Genomic DNA, 3,490 nt, shown 5'->3' on the forward strand with positions numbered 1-3,490 from the left:
GGCGACCGGCGCCAAGACGGGCGAGGAGCCCGTCGCCGACGAAGGTTCAGGCGCGGCCGTGGCGGGCCCGCCTTGCGAGGCCAGCCGCCGGATTTCTTCCTGCGGTATGGCTTCAACAATCACCTGGCCGCTGCCGGGCCCGATGATGCCCAGCTTGTGTGCCGCGACATAGGACAGGTCCATGATGCGGTCGCTATGGAACGGGCCGCGGTCGTTCACCCGCACGACGATCGTCTTGCCGTTGACCAGGCTGGTGACGCGGGCGTAGCTGGGCAGCGGCAGCGTGGTGTGGGCGGCCGTCATGGCGTACATGTCGTAGGACTCGCCGATGGACGTGGAATTGCCGTGGAACTTCTTGCCATACCACGAGGCGGTACCGCGCTTTTTGTAGGGCTGGCCGCTGGTGTCCGGTACATAGCGCTGGCCGAAAACCACGTACGGCCGGTTCGCGCCGCTGGCGTAGGGCTCGATCCTGGGCACCGCGTCGGGCACCTGGTCCAGGTTGGAAGGCGGGTTGGCGTCCGGCCCGTCGTCCTTGTAGTACCCGCCGCCCTTCTTGCGTCCGCCGGTGGAGGAGCAACCCGCCACGGCAATGGCCAGCAGCAGCATCATGAACAGGCGGGTCGGGCGGGACAGGGTCATGCGGATTCGTCAGGCAGTTGGGTGCGGTGGCGCACCAGCAGCGGGTCGTGGTCGGCAAAGCGCAGCGCCAGTTGTTCGACCACGTACACCGAACGATGCTGGCCGCCGGTGCAACCGATGGCGACCGTGAGGTAATTGCGGGTGTCTTGGGTGTACTGCGGCAACCAGCGGTTCAGGAAACCGGCGATGTCGTCGACCATCTGTCCCACCAGGTCGAAGCCGGCCAGCCAGGCGGCCACGGGCTCGTCGCGTCCGGTCAGCGGGCGCAGATTGCGGTCGTAATAGGGGTTGGGCAGGCAGCGCACGTCGAACACCAGGTCCGCGTCTCGCGGCACGCCGCGCTTGTAGGCGAAGGACTCGAAGGTCAGCACCAGCGGCGCGCGGTCGGCCTTGATCAGGTCGCGGATCCATGCGCGCAGTTGGCCAGGCGTCAGGTCCGAGGTGTCGATGACGTGTTCCTGCTCGCGCAGCGGCGCAAGCAGTTCGCGTTCCAGCGCGATGCAATCGGTCAGCGACGGGGTCGTGCCGCCGCGCTGCAGACGGTCGGTCAGCGGATGGCGGCGGCGGGATTCGGAGTAGCGCTGCACCAGCGTCGCGGTGCTGGCGTCCAGGAAGACCACGCGCAGGCTGGTGCCCATGGCGCGCAGCGCGGTGACCACATCCGGCAGTTCAGCCAGTTCGCCGGGCGAACGGACGTCAATGGCGACCGCGACCCGCTCCATGCCGTCATCCCGGGCGTTGGCGATGAATTCGGTCAGGAACCTTACGGGCAGGTTGTCGACGCAGGTATAGCTCGCGTCCTCAAGCATGCGCAGGGCGACGGACTTGCCTGAGCCTGAGATGCCGGTGACGAGGACGACTTTCAACATGGACATGATTGTGGCACGCTTTTCGAGGACGATGCCGGCGGGATGACATCTGATATGGCCGTAAACTGCCAATCTGCGCCTGTACCGGTTCGGATCCCCTGGCGTAAGCTTGGGGCCGGATACTCGACAGATTCACATACGCGCCCCGCCGTCATGCGTTTCGGGGGAATGGAATTCGACCTAGATGTTAGCCTTCATTTCCTTTCGTAGTGTTTCACTGCCACGCTTTTGGGCAGTTTCCGCACTCATGGCTGCTGCCGCCGCCTTCATGGCAGCGCCCGCGCAGGCCCAGCCTGCACCGCAGGAAAGCCTGCGCCCGGACACCATGGACGCCCGTGTCGCCGCCTGTACCGCCTGTCATGGCGCGCAGGGACGGGCCGGTGCCGATGGCTACTATCCGCGCCTGGCCGGCAAGCCCCAGGAGTACCTGTTCCACCAGCTGCTCAACTTCCGCGACGACCGGCGCCAGTACCGGCCCATGACGCACCTGCTGACCGGGCTGCCCGACGACTACCTGCGCGAGATGGCCGCGTATTTCTCCACCCAGCATGTGCCGTATCCGGCGCCGACGCGCGCCGAGGTCTCCGCCGCCACGCTGGAGGCCGGGCGCAAGCTCGCCTTGAGCGGCGACGCCACGCGCGGCCTGCCCGCCTGTGCCGCCTGTCATGGCGCCGCCTTGGGCGGCGTGCTGCCCGCCATTCCTGGCTTGCTGGGTCTGCCGCGCGACTACATCGGCTCCCAGATCGGCAGCTGGAAGAACGGCTTGCGCCGCGCGGCCGAGCCGGACTGCATGGCCGACATCTCCAACAAACTCACTCCCGAGGACATAGGCGCGCTGGCCGCGTGGCTGTCCTCGCAGCCCGTCGTGGAGCCCTACGCGCCTGAAGCCGCGGGTTCGATACGCCTGCCCGCGGAATGCGGCAGCCAGGCGCAACGGTAAGGGAGAGGCCGGATGTCGCTCATGAAGAAAGTCCTGTCTGTTCTGTTGCTGCTCGTGGTCGCCGCCGTGGGCGGTCTCTATTGGTTAGGCACGCGCGATGACGCCAGCACCGGCCCCGCTGCCGCCGAGGGCGATGCGGCGACGCTGGTCGAGCGTGGGCGTTACCTTGCCCTGGCGGGCAATTGCATGGCCTGCCACACCAGCCGGGGCGGCAAGGCGCTGGCGGGCGGCACGCCCATCCCCACGCCGTTCGGCACGGTGTACGGCCCGAACATCACGCCTGATGAGAAGACCGGCATAGGCGCGTGGACGGCCGACGACTTCTGGCAAGCGTTGCACAACGGCAAGTCACGCGACGGCACGCTGCTGTATCCCGCCTTCCCCTACACGGAGTACACGCGCGTGAGCCGCGCCGATTCCGACGCGCTGTATGCCTATTTGCGCACCGTGGCGCCCGTGAGCCAGCCCAACCGGCCGGCCGAGATGGAATTCCCCTATGACCAGCGGGCGCTGCTGGCCGGTTGGCGCGCGCTGTATTTCAAGCCGGGTGTGCAGGAAGCCGACGCAGGTCAGTCGGTGCAGTGGAACCGTGGCCGCTATCTGGTTGAAGGGCTGGGACATTGCGCCGCCTGCCATACGCCGCGCAACAGCCTGGGGGGGCTGCGTTCGGCCGACCCATTGGCCGGCGGAGTGATTCCGGTACTCGATTGGTACGCGCCGCCGCTGACCAACGACATGGAGACGGGCATGGGCCGCTGGTCGGTCGAGGACATCGCCGCCTTGCTGAAGACCGGTGTTTCGAAGCACTCCAGCGCCAGCGGCCCCATGGCCGAGGTGGTGCTGGGCAGTACGCAGCACCTGACCGACACGGACGCGCTGGCCATCGGCGTCTACATCAAGTCCCTGCCCGCCACGCCGGCCTCGACCGAGCGTGCGCGCCCGGCTGTCGCGCCGGCGGCGATGGAACTGGGCGGAAAGATATACCGCCAGCAATGCGCGCAATGCCATCAGCCGGGGGGCGAGGGCAGCGGCACGGCCT

Annotated in this window: 4 protein-coding genes; 2 read left to right on the forward strand and 2 right to left on the reverse strand. The window is 67.6% G+C overall.

Going from position 1 to position 3,490, the window contains the following annotated elements; translation table 11 throughout:
• Positions 1-642, reverse strand: a 642-nt coding sequence (locus VIR09_RS21620) for a septal ring lytic transglycosylase RlpA family protein (protein ID WP_332014715.1), incomplete at its 3' end; no start/stop codon positions are given.
• Positions 639-1,511: an RNase adapter RapZ gene (rapZ, locus tag VIR09_RS21625; protein WP_332014718.1), complete on the reverse strand. Its 873-nt coding sequence runs from the start codon at positions 1,509-1,511 to the stop codon at positions 639-641. The genes rapZ and VIR09_RS21620, both read right to left, overlap by 4 nt.
• Positions 1,512-1,695: 184 nt before the next feature.
• Here rapZ and VIR09_RS21630 point away from each other — a divergent pair, with 184 nt between their 5' ends.
• Positions 1,696-2,451, forward strand: a complete 756-nt coding sequence (locus tag VIR09_RS21630; protein WP_332014716.1) for a c-type cytochrome — start codon at positions 1,696-1,698, stop codon at positions 2,449-2,451.
• Between the two features lie 12 nt (positions 2,452-2,463).
• Positions 2,464-3,490: cytochrome c (locus VIR09_RS21635; protein ID WP_332014717.1), on the forward strand; the 1,027-nt coding region annotated here is incomplete at its 3' end.

Origin of the sequence: Achromobacter sp. (assembly GCF_036567245.1) — a bacterium.
Taxonomy (GTDB): domain Bacteria; phylum Pseudomonadota; class Gammaproteobacteria; order Burkholderiales; family Burkholderiaceae_B; genus Achromobacter.

Excerpts from the sequence above, each read along its gene's own strand:
- rapZ (WP_332014718.1), bottom strand. The coding sequence starts at position 1,511 with ATGTTGAAAGTCGTCCTCGTCACCGGCATCTCAGGCTCAGGCAAGTCC.
- VIR09_RS21630 (WP_332014716.1), top strand. The coding sequence starts at position 1,696 with ATGTTAGCCTTCATTTCCTTTCGTAGTGTTTCACTGCCACGCTTTTGG.